Annotated in this window: 20 protein-coding genes, 1 tRNA gene and 1 pseudogene; 13 read left to right on the top strand and 9 right to left on the bottom strand. The window is 70.7% G+C overall.

The features are described 5' to 3' along the window. Positions 1-51 precede the first annotated feature (51 nt). The 9 genes from ACFVQZ_RS29705 to rpmH all read right to left on the bottom strand — a co-directional run bounded on the left by ACFVQZ_RS29705 (position 52) and on the right by rpmH (position 6,736). The gene (locus ACFVQZ_RS29705) at positions 52-669 is read right to left on the bottom strand and encodes a GNAT family N-acetyltransferase (protein ID WP_383627768.1); all 618 of its coding nucleotides are present in this window, start codon (positions 667-669) and stop codon (positions 52-54) included. A 165-nt stretch (positions 670-834) separates the two neighbouring features. Next, positions 835-1,893, bottom strand: coding sequence for a ParB/RepB/Spo0J family partition protein (locus ACFVQZ_RS29700; RefSeq protein ID WP_383627766.1), 1,059 nt, complete (start codon positions 1,891-1,893; stop codon positions 835-837). Next, positions 1,890-2,969: a ParA family protein gene (locus tag ACFVQZ_RS29695; protein ID WP_081958964.1), complete on the bottom strand. Its 1,080-nt coding sequence runs from the start codon at positions 2,967-2,969 to the stop codon at positions 1,890-1,892. The genes ACFVQZ_RS29700 and ACFVQZ_RS29695 overlap by 4 nt, the downstream gene beginning before the upstream one ends. A 238-nt stretch (positions 2,970-3,207) precedes the next feature. Further along, positions 3,208-3,924, bottom strand: a complete 717-nt coding sequence (gene rsmG, locus ACFVQZ_RS29690; RefSeq protein WP_030493769.1) for a 16S rRNA (guanine(527)-N(7))-methyltransferase RsmG — start codon at positions 3,922-3,924, stop codon at positions 3,208-3,210. Positions 3,925-4,042: 118 nt separating this feature from the next. Further along, on the bottom strand, positions 4,043-4,555 hold the full coding sequence (locus ACFVQZ_RS29685) for a R3H domain-containing nucleic acid-binding protein (protein ID WP_030493768.1): 513 nt from the start codon (positions 4,553-4,555) through the stop codon (positions 4,043-4,045). 41 nt (positions 4,556-4,596) lie between these two features. Next, positions 4,597-5,880 (bottom strand): membrane protein insertase YidC, encoded by a 1,284-nt coding sequence (yidC, locus tag ACFVQZ_RS29680; RefSeq protein ID WP_030493767.1) that lies wholly within the window; start codon positions 5,878-5,880, stop codon positions 4,597-4,599. 3 nt (positions 5,881-5,883) lie between these two features. Then, the gene (gene yidD / locus ACFVQZ_RS29675; RefSeq protein WP_030493766.1) at positions 5,884-6,210 is read right to left on the bottom strand and encodes a membrane protein insertion efficiency factor YidD; all 327 of its coding nucleotides are present in this window, start codon (positions 6,208-6,210) and stop codon (positions 5,884-5,886) included. Further along, the gene (gene rnpA / locus ACFVQZ_RS29670; RefSeq protein WP_043222725.1) at positions 6,207-6,578 is read right to left on the bottom strand and encodes a ribonuclease P protein component; all 372 of its coding nucleotides are present in this window, start codon (positions 6,576-6,578) and stop codon (positions 6,207-6,209) included. Before rnpA ends, yidD begins: the two co-directional genes overlap by 4 nt. A 20-nt stretch (positions 6,579-6,598) precedes the next feature. Next, positions 6,599-6,736: a 50S ribosomal protein L34 gene (gene rpmH, locus ACFVQZ_RS29665; protein ID WP_015659252.1), complete on the bottom strand. Its 138-nt coding sequence runs from the start codon at positions 6,734-6,736 to the stop codon at positions 6,599-6,601. Positions 6,737-7,092: 356 nt separating this feature from the next. Here rpmH and dnaA point away from each other — a divergent pair, with 356 nt between their 5' ends. The 13 genes and pseudogenes from dnaA (at position 7,093) to ACFVQZ_RS29600 (ending at position 23,434) form a co-directional block, all read left to right on the top strand. Continuing rightward, complete coding sequence (gene dnaA / locus ACFVQZ_RS29660; RefSeq protein ID WP_081958963.1) at positions 7,093-8,871, top strand: chromosomal replication initiator protein DnaA; 1,779 nt, start codon at positions 7,093-7,095, stop codon at positions 8,869-8,871. 147 nt (positions 8,872-9,018) lie between these two features. Then, positions 9,019-9,288 (top strand): annotated as a pseudogene (locus ACFVQZ_RS29655) (hypothetical protein); the annotation flags it as partial. 537 nt (positions 9,289-9,825) lie between these two features. Then, a complete protein-coding gene (gene dnaN, locus ACFVQZ_RS29650) occupies positions 9,826-10,956 on the top strand; it encodes a DNA polymerase III subunit beta (protein ID WP_030493763.1) in 1,131 nt (376 codons plus the stop codon). A gap of 180 nt (positions 10,957-11,136) precedes the next feature. Then, positions 11,137-12,012, top strand: coding sequence for a phosphogluconate dehydrogenase (NAD(+)-dependent, decarboxylating) (gnd, locus tag ACFVQZ_RS29645; protein ID WP_030493762.1), 876 nt, complete (start codon positions 11,137-11,139; stop codon positions 12,010-12,012). 59 nt (positions 12,013-12,071) lie between these two features. Next, positions 12,072-13,193, top strand: coding sequence for a DNA replication/repair protein RecF (recF, locus tag ACFVQZ_RS29640; protein ID WP_030493761.1), 1,122 nt, complete (start codon positions 12,072-12,074; stop codon positions 13,191-13,193). After that, entirely contained in the window at positions 13,190-13,750 is a 561-nt protein-coding gene (locus tag ACFVQZ_RS29635; RefSeq protein ID WP_030493760.1) for a DciA family protein, read from the top strand. The genes recF and ACFVQZ_RS29635 overlap by 4 nt, the downstream gene beginning before the upstream one ends. Before the next feature lie 324 nt (positions 13,751-14,074). Beyond that, the gene (gene gyrB, locus ACFVQZ_RS29630) at positions 14,075-16,105 is read left to right on the top strand and encodes a DNA topoisomerase (ATP-hydrolyzing) subunit B (protein WP_030493759.1); all 2,031 of its coding nucleotides are present in this window, start codon (positions 14,075-14,077) and stop codon (positions 16,103-16,105) included. A 41-nt stretch (positions 16,106-16,146) separates the two neighbouring features. Next, positions 16,147-18,741, top strand: coding sequence for a DNA gyrase subunit A (gene gyrA, locus ACFVQZ_RS29625; RefSeq protein ID WP_030493758.1), 2,595 nt, complete (start codon positions 16,147-16,149; stop codon positions 18,739-18,741). Positions 18,742-18,846: 105 nt separating this feature from the next. Next, positions 18,847-19,407, top strand: coding sequence for a DUF3566 domain-containing protein (locus ACFVQZ_RS29620; RefSeq protein ID WP_030493757.1), 561 nt, complete (start codon positions 18,847-18,849; stop codon positions 19,405-19,407). Between the two features lie 122 nt (positions 19,408-19,529). Then, positions 19,530-19,603, top strand: a tRNA-Ile gene (locus tag ACFVQZ_RS29615). A 160-nt stretch (positions 19,604-19,763) separates the two neighbouring features. Then, positions 19,764-19,898, top strand: a complete 135-nt coding sequence (locus ACFVQZ_RS29610; protein WP_208809277.1) for a DLW-39 family protein — start codon at positions 19,764-19,766, stop codon at positions 19,896-19,898. A 277-nt stretch (positions 19,899-20,175) separates the two neighbouring features. Continuing rightward, entirely contained in the window at positions 20,176-22,080 is a 1,905-nt protein-coding gene (locus tag ACFVQZ_RS29605; protein ID WP_383627760.1) for a VWA domain-containing protein, read from the top strand. A gap of 22 nt (positions 22,081-22,102) precedes the next feature. Continuing rightward, entirely contained in the window at positions 22,103-23,434 is a 1,332-nt protein-coding gene (locus ACFVQZ_RS29600) for a hypothetical protein (RefSeq protein ID WP_383627758.1), read from the top strand. Positions 23,435-23,438: the final 4 nt, after the last annotated feature.

Here is a 23,438-nt window from a genome sequence, read left to right as displayed (position 1 = left end):
GTTTCGCTTGCGCGGGGCCGGTTCACCGTTTCGCTTGCGCGAGGGCCGGGGTCACAGCGGCCGGAGCGCCGGTTCCTTCTGGACCGCGCCGAGCAGCCGGTCCAGGGCCATCTCGACGTCCTCCTTCCAGGAGAGCGTCGTCCGCAGTTCCAGGCGGAGCCGGGGAAAGGCGGGGTGCGGCCGTACGGTCTTGAAGCCGACGGCGAGCAGGTGGTCGGCCGGCAGCACACAGGCCGGTTCTTTCCAGCGGGCGTCGCCGAACGCCTCGATCGCCTTGAACCCCCGCCGCAGCACGTCCTTCGCGACCGTCTGCACCAGCACCCGGCCCAGCCCCTGTCCCTGGTACTCCGGCATGATCCAGCCCGTCATCAGCTGGACGGCGTCGGCCGCCACCGGGCTCGTGGGGAAGGCCGTCGACCGCGGCACATAGGCCGGGGGAGCGTAGAGCACATAGCCGACCGGCACCTCGTCCACGTACGCGACCCGGCCGCAGGACCCCCACTCCAGCAGGACGGCGGAGATCCACGCCTCCTTCTCGGCCTCCGCGCGCGCCGCCCTCACGGCGGCCTCCCCGCTCACCGGATCCAGCTCCCAGAAGACACAGGACCGGCAGCGCTTCGGAAGGTGCGGAAGATTGTCCAGTGTGAGCGGTACGAGCCGACGCCCCACGGCTGCCCCTCGCTTCCCTGGCCGCCGGACGGCCATCGAGCACGGATACGGCTCTCGGAATCGTAACCAGCGGGCTGTCGGGGCGACACCGCACACAGGCAAAGGGCGGGTCGCGTCCCGATGGCGAACGGAACACGACCCGCCCTGGAGGGGTCCGCAGGACGACTACGCGTCGTCCTCCTCATCCCCCTCCTGCTCGGCCTTCAGCCTGCGCTTCACGTTGTCCTCGCCGGGAGCCAGCGTGGAGAGGATCCGGTCCAGGTCCTCCACGGAGGCGAACTCGACGACGATCTTGCCCTTCGACTGCCCCAGGTCGACCTTCACCCGGGTCTCGAACCGGTCGGAGAGCCGGGTGGCCAGGTCCGAGAGGACCGGCGAGACGCGGCCGCCGGCCCGGGGCTTCCGCGTCTTGGCGGCGGCCGGCTCCTCGAAGCTCATGAGCCGCACGATCTCCTCGACCGAACGGACCGAAAGCCCCTCGGCGACGATCCGCTGCGCCAGCTGGTCCTGCGCCTCCGGGTCCTCCACACCGAGGAGGGCCCGGGCGTGGCCGGCCGAGAGCACCCCGGCGGCGACCCGGCGCTGGACCGCTGGGGAGAGCCGCAGCAGCCGCAGCGTGTTGGAGACCTGCGAGCGCGAGCGTCCGATCCGGTCGGCGAGCTGGTCGTGGGTGCAGTTGAAGTCGGTGAGCAGCTGCTCGTAGGCGGCGGCTTCCTCCAGCGGGTTCAGCTGGGCCCGGTGGAGGTTCTCCAGGAGCGCGTCCAGGAGCATCTTCTCGTCGTCGGTGGCCCGGACGATCGCGGGGATGGTCCGCAGGCCGGCCTCGTCGGAGGCCCGCCAGCGCCGCTCGCCCATGATCAGTTCAAAGCGTCCGCCCTCGGTCTTGCGGACGACCACGGGCTGAAGCAGGCCGACCTCCTTGATGGAGGTGACCAGCTCGGCGAGGGCGTCCTCGTCGAAGACCTTTCGCGGCTGCTGCGCGTTGGGGACGATGTCGCCGATCGGGATCTCGGTGAAGTACGCCCCGGCGACCAGCGCCGGCCCGGTCTCCTCCGGTACGGCGGCGGTCTCGGGCTGCGGCGCTCCCTGGGGGAACAGGCGTGCCGCGCCGCTCCCGGGGAGCGTGGAGACGGCGCCGGTCTCCGGCGCCTGCGGGTCCTGGGGGGCGCCGGCGAACAGCGCGCCGAGCCCCCGCGGTCCCAGTCCCCTACGTCGGTCGCTCACTGAAGTTCCTCCGCCATGCTGTGCTGGTTGTTCTGGTGCCCCACGCGGCCGTGCTGCTGGGGCTCGTAGTGGACGGCGACGCCCCGGAAGGCGATCTCGCGCGCCGCTTCGATGTACGACAGCGCTCCGCTGGAGCCGGGGTCGTAGGTGATCACGGTCTGGCCGTAGCTGGGCGCCTCGGAGATGCGGACGGACCGCGGGATGCTGGTCCGGAGCACCTCCTTCCCGAAGTGGGTGCGGACCTCCTCGGCGACCTGCGAGGCGAGCCGGGTCCGGCCGTCGTACATGGTCAGGAGGATCGTCGAGACGTGCAGCGTCGGGTTGAGGTGCCCGCGGACCAGGTCGACGTTCTTCAGGAGCTGCCCCAGGCCCTCCAGCGCGTAGTACTCGCACTGGATCGGGATCAGCACCTCGGCGCCCGCCACCAGGGCGTTCACCGAGAGCAGGCCGAGGGACGGCGGACAGTCGATCAGGACGTAGTCCAGCGGCTGCTCGTACGCCTGGATCGCCCGCTGGAGCCGGCTCTCCCGCGCCACCATCGACACCAGCTCGATCTCCGCGCCGGCCAGGTCGATCGTGGCCGGGGCGCAGAAGAGACCTTCGACGTCCAGGACCGGCTGGACCACCTCGGAGAGCGGCCGGCTGTCGACGAGGACGTCGTAGATGGAGGGGACGTCGGCGTGGTGGTCGATGCCCAGCGCCGTGGAGGCGTTGCCCTGCGGGTCCAGGTCGATGACGAGGACACGGGCGCCGTGCAGCGCCAGCGAGGCGGCCAGGTTGACGGTCGTGGTCGTCTTGCCCACGCCGCCCTTCTGGTTGGCCACCACGATGATGCGGGTCTGCTCGGGACGGGGCAGTCCCTCCCCGGCCCGGCCCAGCGCCTCTACAGCCATCTGAGCGGCACGGCCAATGGGGGTGTCGTCCATCGGGGGCGGTGTTTCACGTGAAACATCCTCCCCCGCCGATTCGGTTCGGGGACCGGGGACCGGATCGGTCATCGGTCCCGCGATGTTGGCGTCGGACCGCAAGGATTCACTCTCCTCGGCATCAAGCTCGCGATGGGAAGAGCCTGCCATGCCCGCGGGGTCCGGAACCAGCGAGGTCGGTGGATCTGTGGGTGAATCCACCTCTGTGGAAAACTCCGTAACCCTCGCGGGTGGCTTCACACGGGGTCGGCGGTCCCGGGGGGTGGCAGCCGCACGCCCGCGGCTGATGATGCCCTGGAGCAGGGAGCGACGTTTCACGTGAAACACGATGCCCCTGCGGTCCGGCCGGGACCGGCCGACACTCCGTGAAAGCGGACGAATGCGGCGCTCAGCGGCGCCGGCGGGTCTTGCTCGTCCGGGCGGCCTTGGCCCGCTTCGCCGCGAACCGCACACCGCCGGGGCTCTCCCCGACCTCGACCCGGACCACGGTGGACATCGGATCGACGATCCCCTCGCCGACGTGGTGCACGGAGGTCTCCACCACGCCCAGCTTGGACAGCGCGGCCCGGGCGGCGTCCAGCTCCTCCTGTGCGGTGTCGCCCTTCAGCAGCAGCATCTCGCCGTAGGGGCGGAGCAGCGGAACGCCCCAGCCCGCCAGCCGGTCCAGGGGTGCCACGGCCCGGGCGGTCACGACGTGGACCTGCGGCAGCTTGCCGAGCATCTCCTCGGCCCGGCCGCGCACGACGGTCACGTGGTCGAGGCCGAGCAGCTCCACGACCTCCTGGAGGAAGTTGATGCGGCGCAGCAACGGCTCCAGCAGCGTGATCTTCAGGTCGGGCCGCACCAGCGCCAGCGGGATGCCGGGCAGACCGGCACCGGAACCGACGTCGCACACCGTCACGCCCTCGGGGACGACCTCGGAGAGCACGGCGCAGTTCAGCAGGTGGCGCTCCCACAGGCGCGGGACCTCACGGGGGCCGATGAGCCCGCGCTTCACTCCGGCGTCCGCGAGCAGTTCGGCGTACCGCACGGCCTCGGGGAAGTACTCACCGAAGACCTTCCGTGCCTGCTCCGGCGCCTCGGGGAGCTCCGCTGCCTCCGTCACGGGGACCGTCCTTCCGTACCGCACGCGTACCGTGCGAGCGCACTGTGGTGGCTGAACTATCAGGCTGACAAAGATCGGCCCCGTCTGCGAACAGACGGGGCCGACGCGATGAGAGGGGTCAGGCAGGGAGGACGACGACGAAGCGCTGCGGCTCCTCGCCCTCGGACTCGCTGCGCAGACCGGCGGCGGCGACCGCGTCGTGCACGACCTTGCGCTCGAACGGGGTCATCGGGTCCAGCTTGACCGGCTGGCCGCTGGACTTCACCTCGTCCGCCGCCTTGGCGCCGATCTGCGCCAGCTCCGTGCGCTTCTGCGCGCGGAAACCGGCGATGTCGAGCATCAGCCGGCTGCGGTCACCGGTCTCGCGGTGGACCGCCAGGCGGGTCAGCTCCTGAAGCGCCTCCAGCACCTCGCCGTCGCGGCCCACGAGCTTCTGCAGGTCGCGGCTGCCGGAGTCGCTGATGATCGAGACCGCGGCCCGGTCCGCCTCGACGTCCATGTCGATGTCGCCGTCGAGGTCGGCGATGTCGAGCAGACCCTCAAGGTAGTCGGCCGCGATCTCACCCTCCTGCTCCAGGCGGGTCAGGGTGTCGCCACCCTCGGCGGCGGCGGAGGTGGTGCCTTCCGTCACGGATGGACTCCTTCTAGCTACGGGGAAGCTACGGGGCGCTTCTACTTCTTCGAGGACGGGTGCTTGGGCCGCTGCTGGCCCTTGCGCTGGCGGGAGCCGGAGTTGGCGCGGCTGCGGCCCTGGGCGCCGCCGCCCTTGGCGGGCGTCGCGGGCTTCTTCTCCAGCGAGGTCTTCGCCCCGGTGTCCTCGGCGGTCTCGCCCGCGGACTCCTCGGCGGTCTCCGCGACGGTCTCGTCGCCCTTGGCCTGCTGGGCGGCGGCCTGCCGCTGGGCCTTGGTCTGACGCTTGGGCTGCTGGCGCTTGGAGGCGGTGCCCTCGGCCTCGGCGACCGCGGTGTCGCTCTTCACGACGGTGCCGTCGGCCTGGGCGGCGAAGCCGGCCTTGGCGAGGGCGCCGATGAAGCGGCGCTCGTTCTCGTTGCGGTCGGAGCCCTTGGCGACGATCGCCTTGACGACGGCCTTGTGACGCCGGCTGCGGACCTCACCGTGGTGCGTGACGCTCTTCAGCAGGCGCTGCAGGTAGGAGTCCTGCGCCTTGCTGCCCGGGGTCGGGTTCTGGTTGATCACGTACATCTGCTGGCCCATGGTCCACACGTTGGTGGTCAGCCAGTAGACGAGGACACCGACGGGGAAGTTGATGCCCATGACGGCGAAGATCACCGGGAAGATGTACATGAGCATCTTCTGCTGCTGCATGTACGGGGTCTTCACCGTGAGGTCGACGTTCTTCATCATCAGCTGGCGCTGGGTGAAGAACTGCGAGGCCGACATCAGGACGATCATGATCGCGGTGACGATGCGGACATCGGTCAGCGAGGCGCCGAGGGCGGCCACCGCCTCGGGGGAGTCCATGAACTTCGAGGCGATCGGGGCACCGAAGATGTGCGCCTCACGGGCGCTGTCGACCAGCTCCTGGTTGAGGGCACCGATCTTCTTGCCCGACGCGATGTTGGACAGCACGTGGTACAGGGCGAAGAAGAACGGCGACTGGGCGAGGATGGGAAGGCACGAGGAGAGCGGGTTGGTGCCCGTCTCCTTGTACAGCTTCATCATCTCTTCGGACTGACGCTGCTTGTCGCTCTTGTAGCGCTCCTGGATCGCCTTCATCTTCGGCTGGAGCGCCTGCATGTTCCGGGTCGCCTTGATCTGCTTCACGAAGAGCGGGATCAGCGCGATACGGATCAGCACCACGAGGGACACGATCGACAGGCCCCAGGCCCAGCCCGTGTCGGGGCCGAAGATCGCCCCGTACAGCTTGTGGAACTGGACGATGACCCAGGAAACGGGCCAGGTGATGAAGCTGAACAGACTGGCAATCGTGTCCACTAATCAGGCTCCTTGAGCATTGGGCGAGGTCTCTGCGGCCGGGCTCGTCTCGGCGGAGATCCCGCCCTTGTCGCCGCGCAGCGCGTTCCTGAGCATCTCGTGCCAGCGCGGACGCTTCCGCGGGGGGACATGGTCCACTCCGCCGGGCGACCACGGGTTGCACCGCAGGATGCGCCAGGCGGTCAGGGCGATGCCCTTGATCGCGCCATGCCGGTCTATGGCCGTGAATCCGTAGTGGGAACACGACGGGTAGTACCGGCAGACGTCGCCCAGGAGCGGGCTGATCGTCCACTGGTACAGCTTGATGAGGGCGAGGAACGGGTACTTCATCGCGTACCCCCTCCCAGCAGCCGCTGGAGAGCGGCGTCCAGGTCGCGGGCCAGGTGGGCGTGGTCGGCGTCACCGGCTCCGGGCAACGCCCGTACGACCACCAGGCTACCGGGGGGCAGCGCGGACAGCCGGTCGCGGACGAGGTGGCGCAGACGACGCTTCACCTGGTTGCGGACGACCGCACCGCCCACGGCCTTGCTCACGACGAAACCCGCACGCGTCGGAGGAGCGCTCTCCCCAGGCGCGTGCGGGTCCGTGGCACCGCTACGCAGGTGGACGACGAGGAGCGGGCGACCGGCCCGGCGCCCTCGGCGTACCGCGGTTGCGAAGTCCTCGCGCCGCCTCAGCCGATTCTCGGTAGGCAGCACGTCATGACCTGTTTAGTGGATCAGGCGGACAGGCTCGCGCGACCCTTGGCACGGCGGTTCGCCAGGATGGCGCGGCCGGCACGGGTACGCATGCGCAGGCGGAAACCGTGGGTCTTCGCGCGACGACGGTTGTTCGGCTGGAAGGTGCGCTTGCTCACTCGGGGGCTCCAGAAATGATTCGGGTCATGGCGGGACATCGCCTGGCTGTCACCGTGCGCCCACGAGTAGCTCGCATACGCTCGAGTGCACCGCTACGCGACCACACTAGGTGATCTTTGCCCATCGGAGGCAGGCGGCAGCAGCCATCGACAACTCGACCTGGTTACGGTACGCGCGGTTACGCCATCCGGTCAAACCGACCCGTCAACGGGGCCCCTTGTGCACAGGCTGTGGACAACAACTTGAACCACGTCAGCCGCCGCGACTACCGTGACTGGACTCGACTGTCTCTTCCGTTCTGTTCCTGTCGTCCCGAGAACCACACATTCGTGGGACCTGCGAGAAAGCGTGCCCTGTGGCTGACGTACCTGCCGATCTTGCCGCAGTGTGGCCACGCGTGCTCGACCAGCTGCTGGGAGAAGGACAGCAGGGCATCGAGCCCAAGGACAAGCAGTGGATCGAGCGCTGCCAGCCGCTCGCGCTGGTCGCCGACACGGCCCTGCTCGCCGTCCCCAACGAATGGGGCAAGCGGGTCCTGGAGGGCCGGCTGGCCCCGCTGATCAGCGAGACCCTCAGCCGCGAGTGCGGGCGCCCGATCCGGATCGCGATCACCGTCGACGACTCCGTCGGCGACCAGCCCCCGGCGCCCTCCCCCGGCCGGCCGCAGCAGCCGCGCTACGACGAGCGCCCGCAGCCGGAGCCGTACGAGAAGTACGACGGGTACGGCCACCGGGCCATGCCCGACGACGGGCTGCCCACCGCGCGTCCCGCCTACCCGGACTACCCGCAGCCGCCCCGCCCGGAGCCGGGCGCCTGGCCGCGCACCCAGGAGGACCTCTCCTGGCAGCAGCCGCGCCTGGGCGGCTTCCCGGAGCGCGCCCCGTACACCGGCCCCGCGCCGGATCAGTCGGGGATGCCGCGCTACGACGAGCCGTCTCGCGGCTACGAGCAGCCGCAGCGGCCCGAGCGCGCCGAGCTGCCGGAGCCGCCGGGGGCCGGTCCGCGCCCCGGGCCCGGCGCGGGCGGCCAGGGCGTGGGGCCGGGCATCGGCCAGGGCTCCCTCGGCTCCTCCGGTACGGGCTCCGGCGGGCCCGGCGAGCCGCACGCGCGCCTGAACCCCAAGTACCTCTTCGACACCTTCGTCATCGGTTCCTCGAACCGGTTCGCCCACGCGGCCGCGGTCGCGGTGGCCGAGGCGCCGGCGAAGGCGTACAACCCGCTCTTCATCTACGGCGAGTCCGGGCTCGGCAAGACGCACCTGCTGCACGCCATCGGGCACTACGCGCGGAGCCTCTACCCCGGCACGCGCGTGCGGTACGTGAGCTCCGAGGAGTTCACCAACGAGTTCATCAACTCGATCCGCGACGGCAAGGGCGACGCCTTCCGCAAGCGTTACCGCGACGTGGACATCCTGCTCGTCGACGACATCCAGTTCCTCGCGAGCAAGGAGTCGACGCAGGAGGAGTTCTTCCACACCTTCAACACGCTCCACAACGCGAACAAGCAGATCGTGCTCTCCTCGGACCGGCCGCCGAAGCAGCTGGTGACCCTGGAGGACCGGCTGCGCAACCGCTTCGAGTGGGGTCTCACCACCGACGTGCAGCCGCCCGAGCTGGAGACGCGCATCGCGATCCTCCGCAAGAAGGCGGTGCAGGAGCAGCTGAACGCGCCGCCGGAAGTGCTGGAGTTCATCGCCTCCCGGATCTCGCGGAACATCCGTGAGCTGGAGGGCGCGCTGATCCGGGTGACGGCCTTCGCGAGCCTCAACCGGCAGCCGGTGGACCTGGGGCTGACGGAGATCGTCCTCAAGGACCTGATCCCGGGCGGCGAAGACTCCTCGCCGGAGATCACGGCGCCGGCCATCATGGCGGCCACGGCCGACTACTTCGGGCTGACGGTGGAGGACCTCTGCGGTTCCTCGCGCAGCCGGGTGCTGGTGACGGCCCGCCAGATCGCCATGTACCTCTGCCGGGAGCTCACGGACCTGTCGCTGCCGAAGATCGGCGCGCAGTTCGGCGGCCGGGACCACACGACCGTCATGCACGCGGACCGCAAGATCCGCGCGCTGATGGCGGAGCGCCGCTCCATCTACAACCAGGTCACCGAGCTGACCAACCGCATCAAGAACGGCTGACCGGCCCCAGCAGGACTTCAGCAGGGCCTCCGTAAGCCTTCCGTACGGCTTCCAGGGCGCCCCGGGACACCTCCCGGGGCGCCCTTCGGCGTTCCCGGGGGCGGGGCGGCTCGGTCGGCCCTCCGACGCGGGCGTTCCGGGCGACCGACGCGGACGTTCCGGGCGTCCGGGCGGCGGTTTCGGTGGCGTCGGGACGCCATCGGGAGGCCATCCGCCCGCCATGACCCGGATGGGCGTGTTCGATTACTCCGTTCCGGTGGCAGGTTCTCCACAGATTGGGGGATGATCTCCCGTCCACAGGGTGGGGACTGCCGAGTTATCCGGAATGTGTCCACAGGCCGGGCTGGTGACAGACCATCACGGCAGCTCAGAGGGGTGTGGATTTGTTGGCAACCGATCTCCACAGCCTGTGGATGAATCTTTCGTCCACAGGGGCTCCGGAGAGTTGTCCACCGGCTGCCCACAGGGACGGGTCGGTTGCCCACAGCTTCTCCACACCGCTGTCCACTGTTCGGCAACAAAACACCCCGCCTCACCGGCCGGAGTGAAAGGCGTCACACCAAGGGAGACGTTTGGCCTGTGGGGAACCTGGGGAAAGCTGGGGACAGCACTGGGGAGAACTACCCCCTGCCTGTGTATCGGGTGTGCAGAACTTTCTGATGTCCACAGAGAGCCGTGGTTGTCCACCGGTTCCACCCACAGGGGCAGTGGACAAAAAACCGGGCTTGACCTGCGCAGACGGCGTTATCCACCGTTTCCACAGGCCCTACTACTACTCCCACTCATAGTTAGCCCGGGAATCGTTTGGAAGCGGGGCCTGTGCACAACTCGGCGCCGGAGCCCCGACGTGCTCTCGTCACGACTTGACCCCGAGCCGCACCGAGTGTCGGCGGCGTACGTCAGACTGGATCCCGCAGTCGACGAAGAGCCAGCAACAAGCAGGAGGCGGTTCCGGTGAAGATCCGGGTGGAGCGCGATGTACTCGCGGAGGCGGTGGCGTGGGTGGCCCGCAGCCTTCCGGCCCGTCCGCCGGCGCCCGTTCTCGCGGGCCTTCTGCTGAAGGCCGAGGACGGCGCGCTGAGCTTCTCCAGCTTCGACTACGAGGTCTCCGCCCGCGTCTCCGTCGAGGCCGAGGTCGAGGAGGACGGCACCGTCCTCGTCTCCGGCCGCCTCCTCGCCGACATCTGCCGCGCCCTCCCCAACCGTCCGGTGGAGATCTCCACAGACGGTGTACGGGCGACCGTGGTCTGCGGCTCCTCCCGCTTCACCCTCCACACCCTCCCCGTGGAGGAGTACCCGGCGCTGCCGGAGATGCCCACCGCGACCGGCACCGTCCCCGGCGAGGTCTTCGCCGCCGCCGCCGCGCAGGTGGCCATCGCCGCCGGCCGTGACGACACGCTGCCCGTCCTCACCGGTGTGCGCATCGAGATCGAGGGCGACACGGTCACCCTGGCCTCCACCGACCGCTACCGCTTCGCGGTCCGCGAGTTCCTGTGGAAGCCGGAGTCCCCGGACGCCTCCGCCGTCGCCCTGGTGCCCGCGAAGACCCTCCTGGACACCGCCAAGGCGCTCACCAGCGGCGACACCGTCACCCTGGCGCTCTCCGGCTCCGGCAAGGGCGAGGGCCTGATCGGCTTCGAGGGCGCGGGCCGCCGCACCACCACCCGCCTCCTGGAGGGCGACCTCCCGAAGTACCGCACGCTCTTCCCCACCGAGTTCAACTCGGTCGCGGTGATCGAGACCGCCCCCTTCGTGGAGGCCGTCAAGCGCGTGGCCCTCGTCGCCGAGCGCAACACGCCCGTCCGCCTCAGCTTCGAGCAGGGCGTCCTCATCCTGGAGGCCGGCTCCAGCGACGACGCACAGGCTGTGGAGCGGGTCGACGCGCAGCTGGAGGGCGACGACATCTCGATCGCCTTCAACCCGACCTTCCTGCTGGACGGCCTCAGCGCGATCGACTCCCCGGTCGCCCAGCTGTCCTTCACGACGTCCACCAAGCCCGCCCTGCTGAGCGGCCGCCCGGCCGTCGACGCGGAGGCGGACGACGCGTACAAGTACCTGATCATGCCGGTGCGGCTGAGCGGCTGACGCCCTTCGCCGGAGGTCCGGGGGGCGTCCCCCGGACCGCGCCGCGGGCCGCCGCGGCCGTGCGGCTGACCTGCGGGCGAGGGGTTCGACTGAGCGGCTGACCCCACAGGTGTGCGGCCGGGTCCGGGCGTAGGCTCGGACCCGGGTAGGAACCGCACACGACGCTAAAGGAACACTCTGATGGAGCTCGGTCTCGTCGGTCTCGGCAAGATGGGCGGCAACATGCGCGAGCGCATCCGCCGCGCAGGCCACACCGTCATCGGATACGACCGCAACCCGGACCTCGCCGATGTCCACAGCCTCGAAGAGCTTGTGAACAAGCTCAAGGGTCCGCGCGTCGTGTGGGTCATGGTCCCCGCCGGCGCGGCGACCCAGTCCACCATCGACGAGCTGGCGGAACTGCTCTCCCCCGGCGACGTCGTCGTCGACGGCGGCAACTCCCGCTGGACCGACGACGAGAAGCACGCCGAGGAGCTCGCCGCCAAGGGCATCGGCTTCGTCGACTGCGGCGTCTCCGGCGGCGTCTGGGGCCTGGAGAACGGCTACGCGCTGATGTACGGCGGCGACGCCGAGAACGTGGCGAAGGTCCAGCCGATCTTCGACGCGCTCAAGCCCGAGGGCGAGTTCGGCTCCGTCCACGCCGGCAAGGTCGGCGCGGGCCACTTCGCCAAGATGGTCCACAACGGCATCGAGTACGCGATGATGCAGGCGTACGCCGAGGGCTGGGAGCTCCTGGAGAAGGTCGACTCCGTCGAGAACGTCCGCGAGATCTTCCGGTCCTGGCAGGAGGGCACGGTCATCCGTTCCTGGCTGCTCGACCTCGCGGTCAACGCCCTCGACGAGGACGAGCACCTGGACCAGCTGCGCGGCTACGCCTCGGACTCCGGCGAGGGCCGGTGGACGGTCGAGGCCGCCATCGACAACGCCGTACCGCTCCCGGCGATCACCGCGTCGCTGTTCGCGCGGTTCGCGTCCCGTCAGGACGACTCGCCGCAGATGAAGATGATCGCCGCGCTGCGCAACCAGTTCGGCGGCCACGCGGTCGAGAAGAAGTAGCAATCCACAGGCTGTGCACCGTCCGGTGCACAGCGACCGGGGGAAGGCCGGCGCCCACCATGCACGTCACGCATCTCTCGCTGGCCGACTTCCGCTCGTACGCCCGGGCCGAGGTACCCCTCGACCCGGGCGTCACCGCGTTCGTGGGGGCGAACGGCCAGGGCAAGACCAACCTTGTCGAGGCCGTCGGCTACCTCGCCACCCTCGGCAGCCACCGCGTCGCCTCCGACGCGCCGCTGGTGCGGATGGGCGCCGAGCGGGCGGTCATCCGGGCCGCCGTCACCCAGGGCGAGCGCTCCCAGCTGGTCGAGCTGGAGCTCAACCCGGGGCGCGCCAACCGCGCCCGCATCAACAGGTCCTCGCAGGTCAGGCCCCGGGACGTGCTGGGCATCGTGCGGACCGTGCTGTTCGCCCCCGAGGACCTGTCGCTGATCAAGGGCGACCCCGGGGAGCGCCGGCGCTTCCTCGACGAGCTGATCACGGCGCGCGCGCCGCGCATGGCGGGCGTGCGCTCCGACTACGAGCGCGTGCTGAAGCAGCGGAACACCCTGCTGAAGTCCGCCGCGATGGCCCGTCGGCACGGTGGCCGGGGCATGGACCTGTCCACCCTCGACGTCTGGGACCAGCACCTGGCCCGGGCCGGTGCCGAGCTGCTGGCCCAGCGGCTCGACCTCGTCCACACCCTCCAGCCGCTCGCGGACAAGGCGTACGAACAGCTGGCGCCCGGCGGCGGACCGATTCTGCTGGAGTACCGGCCGTCCGCGCCCGGCACCGGGCAGACCCGCGAGGAGCTGTACGAGCAGCTGATCGCCGCCCTCGCGGAGGCCCGCAAGCAGGAGATCGAGCGCGGCGTCACCCTCGTCGGCCCGCACCGCGACGAGCTGCTGCTGCGGCTCGGCGAGCTGCCGGCCAAGGGGTACGCGAGCCACGGCGAGTCCTGGTCGTACGCGCTGGCGCTCCGGCTCGCCTCGTACGACCTGCTGCGCTCCGAGGGCAACGAGCCGGTCCTTGTCCTCGACGACGTCTTCGCCGAGCTGGACGCGCGCCGGCGCGAGCGGCTGGCCGAGCTGGTGGCCCACGGCGAGCAGGTGCTGGTGACGGCGGCGGTCGACGACGACGTGCCGGACGTGCTGGCCGGGACGCGGTACGCGGTGAGCGGAGGGGCGGTGGAGCGCGCATGAGCGGCGCCGAGGAATTCTCCCCACAGCCTGTGGACAAGCCCGCGGCTCCCGAGCCGTCGGGGGTGGACCTGGCCCGGGTCGCGCTGCGCGCCGCGAAGGAGCAGGCACGCGCGCGTGGCGCCGCGGCCCAGCAGAAGAAGCAGGCCCGGCGCGGGGGCGGCCTGCGCTCCGGCGCGCGCGCCGACGGGCGCGACCCGATGGCGCTGGGCGCGGCGATCAACCGGCTGCTCGCCGAGCGCGGGTGGGAGACCCCGGCGGCCGTCGGCGGGGTGATGGGGCGCTGGCCGCAGATCGTCGGCGAGGACCTGGCGAAGCACTGCGTACCGGTGAAGTACGAGGAGGAGCCGGACGCGCGCGTGCTCACCGTGCAGTGCGACTCGACGGCCTGGGCCACGCAGCTGCGGCTGCTGGCGCCGACGCTGGTCGCGCGGCTCAACGAGGACCTGGGGCACGGCACCGTACGCCTGATCAAGGTGCTCGGGCCGGGCGCGGGCGCCCGGCGCTACGGGCCGCTGCGGGCGCCGGGGTCCGTCGGCCCCGGGGACACCTACGGCTGAGCCGGCCCGGGCGCGGGTGCGGGGTGCCGGTTCCGGCAGGCCGGGCGGGCGTGCGCCGGGCTGCCTACCGGCCGGTACGGCCTCCGGGGGCCGGACCTCCACAACGAGCTACGGGCCGAAGCGCTAGGTGGCCGTCAGAGGCCCCTGGAGACCCTGTCCGGATATGGGGAGTCGTCTCGGGGTCGCTCAGGGCGGCACATGCGCTTTCAGGTACCCGCAAACCCCCATGACTGTCGGCGGTACCGGTAGACTGGGAGACAATCCCGCCACACTGCGGAACTGTCGAACGACGCAGCCGGCTCCTCTATGCCCGGAGCACGGCCTGTGCTGTGCCAGAAAGGGCGCTTCGTGGCCGATTCCGGCAACCCCAACGAGAACACCCAGTACACCGCCAGCAACATCCAGGTCCTGGAGGGCCTGGATGCGGTGCGCAAGCGCCCCGGCATGTACATCGGCTCGACCGGCGAGCGCGGTCTCCACCACATGGTGCAGGAGGTCGTCGACAACTCGGTCGACGAGGCCCTGGCCGGTTACGCGGACACCATCGACGTGACGATCCTGGCCGACGGCGGCGTCCGCGTCGTCGACAACGGCCGCGGCATCCCCGTCGGCATCGTCGAGTCCGAGGGCAAGCCGGCCGTGGAGGTCGTGCTGACCGTCCTGCACGCGGGCGGCAAGTTCGGCGGCGGCGGCTACGCGGTCTCCGGCGGTCTGCACGGCGTCGGCGTCTCCGTCGTCAACGCCCTCTCCACCAAGGTCTCGGTGGAGATCAGGACCGACGGCTACCGGTGGACCCAGGACTACAAGATGGGCGCACCGACCGCGCCCCTCGCCCGGCACGAGGAGACCTCGGAGACCGGCACCTCGGTCACCTTCTGGTCCGACCCGGACATCTTCGAGACGGTCGAGTACTCCTTCGAGACGCTCTCCCGCCGCTTCCAGGAGATGGCCTTCCTCAACAAGGGCCTCACCATCACGCTCACCGACGAGCGCGAGTCCGCGAAGGCCACCGTCGGCGCCGACGACCCGGACGCCGAGGCCGCCGCCGAGCCGGCCGCGCGCACGGTGACGTACCACTACGAGGGCGGCATCGTCGACTTCGTGAAGTACCTCAACTCGCGCAAGGGCGAGCTGATCAACCCGACGGTCATCGACATCGAGGCCGAGGACAAGGACCGCCTGCTCAGCGCCGAGATCGCGATGCAGTGGAACTCGTCGTACAGCGAGGGCGTGTACTCCTTCGCGAACACGATCCACACCCACGAGGGCGGCACCCACGAGGAGGGCTTCCGCGCCGCGCTGACGACGCTCGTCAACAAGTACGCGCGCGAGAAGAAGCTGCTCCGCGAGAAGGACGAGAACCTCACGGGCGACGACATCCGCGAGGGTCTGACCGCGATCATCTCGATCAAGATCGGCGAGCCGCAGTTCGAGGGCCAGACCAAGACGAAGCTCGGCAACACCGAGGCGAAGACCTTCGTGCAGAAGGTCGTCCACGAGCACCTGACGGACTGGTTCGACCGGAACCCGAACGAGGCCGCGGACATCGTCCGCAAGGGCATCACGGCCGCCACCGCGCGCGTGGCCGCCCGCAAGGCCCGCGACCTCACCCGCCGCAAGGGCCTGCTGGAGTCGGCGTCCCTCCCGGGCAAGCTGTCCGACTGCCAGTCGAACGACCCCACCAAGTGCGAGATCTTCATCGTCGAGGGTGACTCCGCCGGCGGCTCCGCCAAGTCCGGCCGGAACCCGATGTACCAGGCCATCCTGCCGATCCGCGGCAAGATCCTGAACGTCGAGAAGGCCCGCGTCGACAAGATCCTGCAGAACACCGAGGTCCAGGCGCTGATCTCGGCCTTCGGCACCGGGGTCCACGAGGACTTCGACATCGAGAAGCTCCGCTATCACAAGATCATCCTGATGGCGGACGCCGACGTCGACGGCCAGCACATCAACACCCTGCTGCTGACCTTCCTCTTCCGCTTCATGCGGCCGCTGATCGAGCACGGGCACGTGTACCTCTCCCGCCCGCCGCTCTACAAGATCAAGTGGGGCCGGGACGACTTCGAGTACGCCTACTCGGACCGCGAGCGCGACGCGCTGGTCGAGCTGGGCAAGCAGAACGGCAAGCGGATCAGGGAAGACTCGATCCAGCGCTTCAAGGGTCTCGGCGAGATGAACGCCGAGGAGCTGCGCGTCACCACCATGGACGTCGAGCACCGGGTGCTCGGCCAGGTCACCCTGGACGACGCCGCCCAGGCCGACGACCTGTTCTCGGTGCTGATGGGCGAGGACGTCGAGGCCCGGCGCTCCTTCATCCAGCGCAATGCCAAGGACGTTCGCTTCCTCGACATCTGAGTCGGTCTCAGCTGACCGTACGAAAGGACTGACGACCAGCAATGGCCGACGAGAACCCCCCTGTGACCACCGAAGAAGAAGAGCCGGTGCTGCGCATCGAGCCCGTCGGGCTCGAGACCGAGATGCAGCGCTCGTACCTCGACTACGCGATGTCCGTCATCGTGTCCCGCGCGCTGCCCGACGTCCGGGACGGCCTCAAGCCCGTCCACCGGCGCGTGCTGTACGCGATGTACGACGGCGGCTACCGGCCCGAGAAGGGCTTCTACAAGTGCGCCCGCGTCGTCGGCGACGTCATGGGCACGTACCACCCGCACGGCGACACCTCCATCTACGACGCGCTGGTCCGCCTGGCCCAGCCGTGGTCGATGCGGATGCCGCTCGTCGACTCCAACGGCAACTTCGGCTCCCCGGGCAACGACCCGGCCGCCGCCATGCGCTACACCGAGTGCAAAATGGCGCCGCTGTCGATGGAGATGGTCCGGGACATCGACGAGGAGACCGTCGACTTCCAGGACAACTACGACGGCCGCAACCAGGAGCCGACGGTCCTCCCGTCGCGCTTCCCGAACCTGCTGGTCAACGGCTCGGCCGGCATCGCGGTCGGCATGGCGACCAACATCCCGCCGCACAACCTCCGCGAGGTCGCCGAGGGCGCCCAGTGGTACCTGGCCCACCCCGAGGCCGGCCACGAGGAGCTCCTCGACGCGCTCATCGAGCGCATCAAGGGCCCCGACTTCCCGACCGGCGCGCTCGTCGTCGGCCGCAAGGGCATCGAGGAGGCGTACCGCACCGGCCGCGGCTCCATCACCATGCGCGCGGTCGTCGAGGTCGAGGAGATCCAGAACCGCCAGTGCCTGGTGGTCACGGAGCTCCCGTACCAGGTCAACCCGGACAACCTCGCGCAGAAGATCGCCGACCTGGTGAAGGACGGCAAGATCGGCGGCATCGCCGACGTCCGCGACGAGACCTCGTCCCGGACCGGCCAGCGCCTGGTCATCGTCCTCAAGCGGGACGCGGTCGCCAAGGTCGTCCTCAACAACCTGTACAAGCACACCGACCTCCAGACGAACTTCGGCGCCAACATGCTGGCGCTCGTCGACGGCGTGCCGCGCACCCTCTCCCTGGACGCGTTCATCCGCCACTGGGTGACGCACCAGATCGAGGTCATCGTCCGCCGGACGAAGTTCCGGCTGCGCAAGGCCGAGGAGCGCGCCCACATCCTGCGCGGCCTCCTCAAGGCCCTCGACGCGATCGACGAGGTCATCGCCCTCATCCGCCGCAGCGACACCGTCGAGGTCGCGCGCGAGGGCCTGATGGGCCTGCTGGAGATCGACGAGATCCAGGCGAACGCGATCCTGGAGATGCAGCTCCGCCGGCTCGCCGCCCTGGAGCGGCAGAAGATCATCGCCGAGCACGACGAGCTCCAGGCGAAGATCAACGAGTACAACGCGATCCTGGCCTCGCCGGAGAAGCAGCGGGCCATCGTCAGCGAGGAACTCGCCGCCCTCGTCGAGAAGTTCGGCGACGACCGCCGCTCCAAGCTGGTGCCCTTCGACGGTGACATGTCCATCGAGGACCTCATCGCCGAGGAGGACATCGTCGTCACCATCACGCGTGGCGGCTACGTCAAGCGCACCAAGACCGAGGACTACCGCTCGCAGAAGCGCGGCGGCAAGGGCGTGCGCGGGACGAAGCTGAAGCAGGACGACATCGTCGACCACTTCTTCGTCTCCACCACCCACCACTGGCTGCTCTTCTTCACCAACAAGGGCCGGGTCTACCGGGCCAAGGCGTACGAGCTGCCGGACGCCGGCCGGGACGCCCGCGGCCAGCACGTGGCCAACCTGCTGGCCTTCCAGCCGGACGAGCAGATCGCGCAGATCCTGGCGATCCGCGACTACGAGGCCGCGCCGTACCTGGTCCTCGCGACCCGCTCCGGCCTGGTGAAGAAGACCGCGCTGAAGGACTACGACTCGCCGCGCTCCGGCGGTGTCATCGCCATCAACCTGCGGGAGCGGGAGGACGGCAGCGACGACGAGCTGATCGGCGCCGAGCTGGCCTCCGCCGAGGACGACCTGCTGCTGATCTCCAAGAAGGCGCAGTCGATCCGCTTCACCGCGACGGACGACGCGCTGCGTCCGATGGGACGCGCCACTTCGGGCGTCAAGGGCATGAGTTTCCGCGAGGACGACGAACTGCTCTCGATGAATGTCGTCCGGCCCGGTACGTTCGTCTTCACCGCGACCGACGGCGGGTACGCGAAGCGCACCCCCGTCGACGAGTACCGCGTCCAGGGCCGCGGCGGCCTCGGCATCAAGGCCGCCAAGATCGTGGAGGACCGCGGCTCGCTCGTGGGCGCGCTGGTGGTGGAGGAGACCGACGAGATCCTCGCCATCACGCTGTCCGGCGGTGTGATTCGCACGCGAGTCAACGAAGTCAGGGAGACCGGCCGTGACACCATGGGCGTCCAGCTGATCAACCTGGGCAAGCGCGATGCCGTCGTCGGCATCGCACGGAACGCCGAGGCCGGCAGCGAGGACGAAGAGGTCGACGACGCCGAGGGTGCCCTGGAGGCATCCGAGGCCGAGGCATCGGTCGGGGGCACGGAGCCCGCGGCCGGGGATCACGAGGAGTAGAGCGTGAGTGGAGCCACGGGCGCCGGATCGGCGGCCGCCGGAGCTTCTGCAGGTGCTGGAGCGCACGGCGCACGTGGCTCGGCCACGGACTCCCAGGGGGTTGCGGTGACGGACACTCGGGGGCAGCAGCCCCCCTACCAGGCCTACAACGGTGCCCTGCCGGGCGAGCGCCCGGCGGCGGCACCGGCGGGCGCGTACCACCCGCCGCGGGCCTACGACGGCCCGCAGGGCGGCGGCCAGACCCAGGGCGGCGGCGCGGTGCGGCGGCCCCGGACGGGCGCGCGCACGACGCCGCGCACCCGCAAGGCGCGGCTCCGGGTCGCGAAGGCCGACCCGTGGTCGGTCATGAAGGTGAGCTTCCTGCTCTCCATCGCCCTGGGCATCTGCACGGTCGTCGCGGCGGCCGTGCTGTGGATGGTCATGGACGCCATGGGCGTCTTCTCGACGGTCGGCGGGACGATCAGCGAGGCGACGGGCTCGAACGAGTCCAACGGCTTCGACCTGCAGTCGTTCCTGTCGCTGCCGCGGGTCCTGATGTTCACCTCGGTCATCGCGGTGATCGACGTGGTCCTGATGACCGCGCTGGCGACGCTCGGCGCGTTCATCTACAACCTGTCCGCCGGGTTCGTCGGCGGCGTCGAGCTGACCCTGGCCGAGGACGAGTAGCCCGCGAGGGGGCCGGTGCCGCGCCCTTCCGGAGCCTGCCGCTCCGGGCGATTTTGGGACTGGCCCCCACGTGCGCTAATGTTCAGGAGTCAGCGCGACGGAGAAACACCGAGAAGCGCGGCGGGGCTATAGCTCAGTTGGTTAGAGCGCATCCCTGATAAGGATGAGGCCACAGGTTCAAATCCTGTTAGCCCCACACAGAAGAACGACCCGGACGGTTCCTCCGTCCGGGTCGTTCTCGTTGCGGCGGGTTTGTGTGTGACGTTTGGCGCTCGCACAGGTCACCGATCGGTATCGGTCGATGTGTAGAGTGGGCGTCAGAAGTCTCCTACGTCAACGAAAGACGAGGTCGCGCGGTGAAGAAGCTGCTCCTGGTCGCACTGGCCGCCATCGGCGGGCTCCTCGTGTACCGCCAGATCCAGGCGGATCGCGCCGAGCAGGACCTGTGGACGGAGGCGACCGACTCCGTGCCGTCCGGTTCCGGTGTCTGAGACCCACCCATCTGAAACCGAGATCCCGGCCGCGCCTCGCGCGACCGGGATCTCGGCGTTTCCGGACCCCACCTGCGGGACGGGCTGTTGCGCGGTCGTGACAGAAAGTCCTTGAATTCGCCTGAGCAAATCATTAGCTTGCGATGGCAAAGTTGAGTGCTCGCGAACAAGGGCGCGTCCGTACGGGAGCGAGTGCGCGTCCGTAGGGGGACAAGCACCCGTCCGTAAGGGAACAGGGACGCGTCCGTTCGCGGCCGAGGACGTCCAGGGGGACACCGTGACGACAGGACGACGAAGGACCGCGGCGGGAGGCGCGCTGGCCGGCGTCCTCGCGCTGCTGCTCGGCCCGGCACCGCAGGCGGCGGCCGAGGAGGGCCCCGGGACCGCCCCCGGCGGAGCCCTGGTGATGGTGCTGGACTCCTCCGGCTCCATGGCCGAGCCGGTCGGCGGCCCGGGCTCAGGAGGCCGTACGAGGATGGCGGCGGCCCGGGACGCCCTCGGGACCGTCGTGGACGGCCTCCCCGACGGCCACCCCACCGGACTGCGCGTCTACGGCGCCGACAAGGCGAGCGGCTGCGACGACACCCGCCTCGCCCGGCCCGTCGCCCCGCTCGACCGGGCCGGCCTCAAGGCCGCCGTCGCCGCGGTCACCCCCAAGGGCGACACCCCCATCGGCCTCTCCCTCCGCAAGGCCGCGGAGGACCTGCCGAAGCCCGCCGGAGGCGCCCCCGCCACCCGCACGATCCTGCTCGTCTCCGACGGCGAGGACACCTGCGGCACCCCCGACCCCTGCGAGGTCGCCGCCGAGCTCGCCCGCCAGGGCATCGGCCTGCGCGTCGACGCCGTCGGCTTCCAGGTCGCCGGCAAGGCCCGCGAACAGCTGGAGTGCGTCGCCGAGGCCGGCAACGGCCGCTACTACGACGCCCCCGACGCTGACGCCCTCGCCCGCCAGCTCCAGCGCGCCGCCCGGCTCTCCGCCGACGGCTACCGGCTCGACGGCACCCCGGTGCGCGGCACCCCCGGACGCTCCGGCGCGCCCGATCTCGCCCCCGGGCAGTACCTCGACAGCATCGGCCCCGGCGAGAAGCGCTACTACGCCACCGACCTCGACGCCGACTCCACCGCCCACTTCTCGGCCACCGCCGTCCCGCAGCCCGGCTCCGCCGTCGACACCGTCGACAAGATCACCACCAGCGTCGTCTGGCTCTCCTCCATCGGCGACGAGGGCTCCTGCGGCACCCGGAGCGAGATCTTCCACCAGGACGAGGGCGCGGTGCCGCTCACCTCCTCCGTCGCCCGCGTCCCCACCCAGAAGCGGTACTCCGCCTGCGACCGGCCCGGCCGCTACTGGCTCACCGTCGAGCGCACCAGCAAGCCCGGCTCGGACGCCGCCCGCTGGCCGCTGGAGCTGCTCCTCGACGTCGAGAAGCCGCTGCCGGCCGGGACCGTGCCCGCGCAGTCGGAGCCCGAGTACGGCGCCGGGCTCGACGCCCCGGTGCGCTCGGGCGAGCCGCGCGAGGTCCACGGCGGAACCGGCTTCAACGACGCCGCGGAACTCTCGGCCGGCGCCTGGCGCGACCGGCTGCTGCCCGCCCAGACCCGCTGGTACAAGGTGCCCGTCGGCTGGGGCCGACAGCTGCGCTACGACGTCGAGTTCGGCAACGTACCGGCCGCCGCCGGCACCGGCACGACCGTCCGCTCCTACGTCGCCACCGAGGTGTACACGCCCACCCGGCACCCGGTCGGCACCGGCTCCGGCTTCACCTCGCGGACCGCGTACACGGGCGAACCGGCCGAGCTGCGCATGGCCACGGTCCCCGTCGCCTGGAGCAACCGCTACGAGCCCGACCCGAACGTGACCGCCGTCCACCTCCCCGGCGCCCACTACATCGCCGTCACCCTCGGCGCCGACGCCGCCCGCATCCCCGGCGACCCCGAGATCGGGTTCGTCCTGCGGATCGGCGTCCTCGGCGAGGAGAAGGCCGGTCCCGAGCACCACGCGCGCGTGGTGGCCCCCGAGGCGCCGGCGGCCGGGGGCGAATCCGCCCCCGGTGCGGACACCGGGGGCACGAGCGGGGCAGGATGGTCCGGCACGACGGCCCTGGCGGTCGGCGGCGGGGCGCTCCTCCTGCTCACGGGGGTCGTCCTCGGCGTCCGGCGGGCCCGGGGCCGGGCGCGATGACGGACACGACGAGGAGAAGCGCGTGAGCACGCAGGCGGGGGCCACGGCCGGGGCAGGGACCGGACGGCGGGGGAGGACCGCGGCCAGGACACGGAAGGCCGCGGCGCTCCTCACGGCCGCCGCCGCGGTGGGCACGCTCACCGCGCTGCCCGCGTGGGCGGCCGAAGGGCCTGCCCTGCCCGCGTACGCCTTCGACCCCGCGGGGCAGCGGATCGAGGGCGCCGCGTCCAGCGCCGACGCCGACGTGCTGGAGCCCGGCAGGACGTACCGGGACACCCTCAAGAAGGACGGCAAGGTCTACTACCGGCTCAACCTGGACACCACGAAGAACTCGTACGTCTCCGCCGTCGCCGTCCCCAAGCCGGGCGGCAAGGCCGCGTACGGCGACGGCTTCCGGATCGAGATCCAGGACGGCAGCGGCACGCAGTGCGGCTACCAGGAGGTCAACTTCGCCACCGGCGACCACGTCCGCCCGCTGGCGGGGTACGCGCGCCGGATCGTCGACCCGGACGAGTCCGCCTGCCAGGACGCCGGGACGTACTACGTGCTCGTCGAGCGCGAGTCGGACGCCACCTCCGCCCCGGACGACTGGGAGCTGGAGCTCCAGCACGTCACCGAGCCGCTGCTGCGCGAGAACGGCCCGGACAAGCTGCCCGAGTCCTGGCCGTCCGGGACGCCCGGGCCGCCCGCCGGAGGGCCGCAGGTCCGCCAGGGCGGGGACGGCTTCCACGCGGCCGTCTCGCTCCGGGAGGGCGAGTGGCGGGCGGACATCCGGCCCGGCCAGACGCTCTTCTGGCGGGTGCCGGTCGACTGGGGCCAGCAGATCTTCGCCACCGCCGAGCTGGGCAGCAGCACCGCCGGTGACGATTCCGTCAGCAACGCGCTCGCGCTCGGCCTCGACAACCCGGCGCGCGGCTACGTCGACCTCCAGACGGTCAGCTACAGCGGCGACCCGGCCACCGCGGCCCTCGCCCCGCAGCGGCCCGTCGCCCACGAGAACCGCGGTTCGTCCGAGACCGCCACCAGCGGCATGCGGTTCGCCGGCTGGTACTACCTCACCGCCACGCTCAGCCCCGAGATCGCCGAGGAGTACGGGAACGAGGCCCTGCCGCTGATCCTGCGGGTCAACGTCAGGGGCGAGAAGAAGGCCGCGCCCGCCTACGCCTCGGACCCGGGCATCTTCCAGGTGACGGGCGACGACCGGGAGGCGGCGGCGAGCGGTGCCGGCGCCGACGAGGCGGCCGGCGGGGACACGCTGATGGTCGGGCTTGCCGCGGGCGGCCTCGGCCTCGGCACCGTCCTGCTCGTCGGGCTCGGCGCCTGGACCCTGATGGCCCGCCGGGCGGCCCGCTGATCCG

This window comes from Streptomyces sp. NPDC057854 (genome assembly GCF_042797055.1).
Lineage (GTDB): Bacteria > Actinomycetota > Actinomycetes > Streptomycetales > Streptomycetaceae > Streptomyces.
This window is presented reverse-complemented; position numbering and strand designations above follow the sequence as displayed.